Source organism: Geomonas sp., from assembly GCF_056994735.1.
The window spans coordinates 1-2,048 of sequence record NZ_JBXKJL010000142.1 but is presented as its reverse complement, the minus strand read 5'-3'; the positions used below and the strand labels follow the sequence as shown (position 1 = coordinate 2,048).

The 2,048-nt window shown below is 56.6% G+C and carries 1 protein-coding gene, 2 tRNA genes and 1 pseudogene; 2 read left to right on the top strand and 2 right to left on the bottom strand.

Annotated elements, in window-relative coordinates; all coding sequences use genetic code 11:
* Positions 1–348, top strand: a pseudogene (locus AC11W3_RS07005) (L-2-hydroxyglutarate oxidase); the annotation flags it as partial.
* 347 nt (positions 349–695) lie between these two features.
* A complete protein-coding gene (locus AC11W3_RS07000; RefSeq protein WP_484090241.1) occupies positions 696–1,595 on the top strand; it encodes a GGDEF domain-containing protein in 900 nt (299 codons plus the stop codon).
* A gap of 121 nt (positions 1,596–1,716) precedes the next feature.
* On the opposite strand, the gene AC11W3_RS06995 is transcribed toward AC11W3_RS07000, so the two are convergent.
* Positions 1,717–1,792: transfer RNA gene (locus AC11W3_RS06995), tRNA-Ala, on the bottom strand.
* A gap of 94 nt (positions 1,793–1,886) precedes the next feature.
* A tRNA-Ala gene (locus tag AC11W3_RS06990) sits at positions 1,887–1,962 on the bottom strand.
* Between the last annotated feature and the right edge of the window lie 86 nt (positions 1,963–2,048).

The window sequence follows — 2,048 nt, the reverse complement described above, 5'->3', positions numbered from 1 at the left end:
GCCGAGGGGTTTGCCATCGCTTTCGAAGACCTGGTGCTGTTCTTCGCCAATCCCGAATTCCGCAGCGTCGCCCTCAGCGAACCCGTCAAATACCTTCCATCTTTCTTCTATAGGGATGCGGCACGACTGGTAAAGCAGCTGTCACCCCACGACCTGGTGGCGGCCAGCAAGGTCGGGATACGTCCGCAACTTGTCGATTGGGAGACGAAGCAGATGGTGATGGATTTCATGCTGGTGGCGGACGGGCCGACCCTCCACGTCCTCAATCCGATCTCCCCGGCCTTCACCTCGTCGATGGACCTGGCCCAAGGGATCGTCGCGGAGCACTTCAAATCAGGGAAGGGCTAGAACTGCGAAAGGTGACAAGGTTGAGGTGCCGATGATAGATATCTCCACGTCGGCCTTTACTGCAAATCCCCCCTGTCCCCCCCGGCCCCCCTTTTTCAAGGGGGGAGTTTAAGGGGAGGTCCCCTATAAATTCAGTCTGTTTCCAGCCCTTCGAATTTGCAATAACATCGAGCTGCCAATGAGTTGGCTTCGCAATGCCCAATCCCTGCTTCTATCTCCCTGGTAGAAAGATCTTTTTCAACTCGTGAATGTTATTTAACCTGATCCTTTTTGACATTGGAACCTAAGAACAATTATACTAATGAATATTGATCTTCCAATGCTATGCGAATGACAGGAGCCCGGAGATGGATCTCGGCATCGAGTCCTACAGGAAAATAATTGACCAAATACCTGACGGGCTCTACATCGTGGACACGTCCAGGAGGGTGGTCTACTGGAACCAGGCGGCACAACGGATCTCCGGGTTCACCATGGAGGAGGTCCTGGGCCACACCTGTGCCGACAATATCCTCTGCCACGTCGACGAGGCCGGCACTTCTCTTTGCTCCGGGGACTGTCCCTTCGCCCTGGCCTTGCAGGGGGGCGACCGTGAGACCGAGGTTTTCCTGCGCCACAAGGACGGGCACCGCGTCCCCGTTTCGGTGCGGGTCACCACGCTGGAGGATGCCCAGGGGAAGGTTGTCGCCGAGGTCATGATCTTCAATGACATCAGCAGCAAGACGGCGAACGAGCTGAGGCTGAAGGAGTTGGAGCACCTGGCGCTGCTGGACAGGCTCACCCGGCTGGCAAACCGTCTCTATCTTGAGAGGGAATTGGAGGCGCGCCTTGAGGAGAGGACCCGCTACGGCATTCCCTTCGGCGTGATGTTCATGGACATCGACGACTTCAAGCTGGTCAACGACGGGTATGGTCATGATACCGGTGACCGCGTCCTGCAGTTCGTGGCCAGAACCCTCAGCGCCAATTCGCGTCCCTTCGACCTGTACGGCAGGTGGGGCGGGGAAGAATTCGTAGGGATCGCGCGCAACGTCACCGCCGCCGACCTGAAGCAGATGGGACAGCGGCTGCGCAGGCTGGTTGAGAGATCCTTTCTGGTGGTCGCGGATAAGAGGCTGCAGGTCACCATCTCGATCGGGGCCACCCTTGCCACTGATCGCGACTCGCTGGGATCGCTGATCCAGCGGGCGGACGCCCTGATGTATCAGAGCAAGGCGGCCGGGAAGAACCGGCTGACGCTGGGCTAACGGGATAGGCTGGACTGGTCGCTGGTTGGTTGGAGATGGACGGAAGAGGGGACGGCCGAGAGGTTCGCCGTTAAAGAAAAAGGCACTTGGGCGGATGCGCCAAGTGCCTTTTTCTTCGTGATGGTGGAGCTGAACAGGATCGAACTGTCGACCTCTTGAATGCCATTCAAGCGCTCTCCCAACTGAGCTACAGCCCCATCAAAGGTGTCCACCGGAGATCCGGGGGGTTATGTGAAGAAGACGTTAAAAAAAGGCATTCGACGGTGGCGCCGAGTGCCTTGTAATTAATGATGGTGGAGCTGAACAGGATCGAACTGTCGACCTCTTGAATGCCATTCAAGCGCTCTCCCAACTGAGCTACAGCCCCATCAAAGGAGTCCTGTTTATAGCAAACCGGCAGATCGGTGTCAACCCTTTTTTCCCCATTAAAATTTCATTTTCATCCTTGACCTG

Excerpts from the sequence above, each read along its gene's own strand:
- AC11W3_RS07000 (WP_484090241.1), top strand. The coding sequence starts at position 696 with ATGGATCTCGGCATCGAGTCCTACAGGAAAATAATTGACCAAATACCT.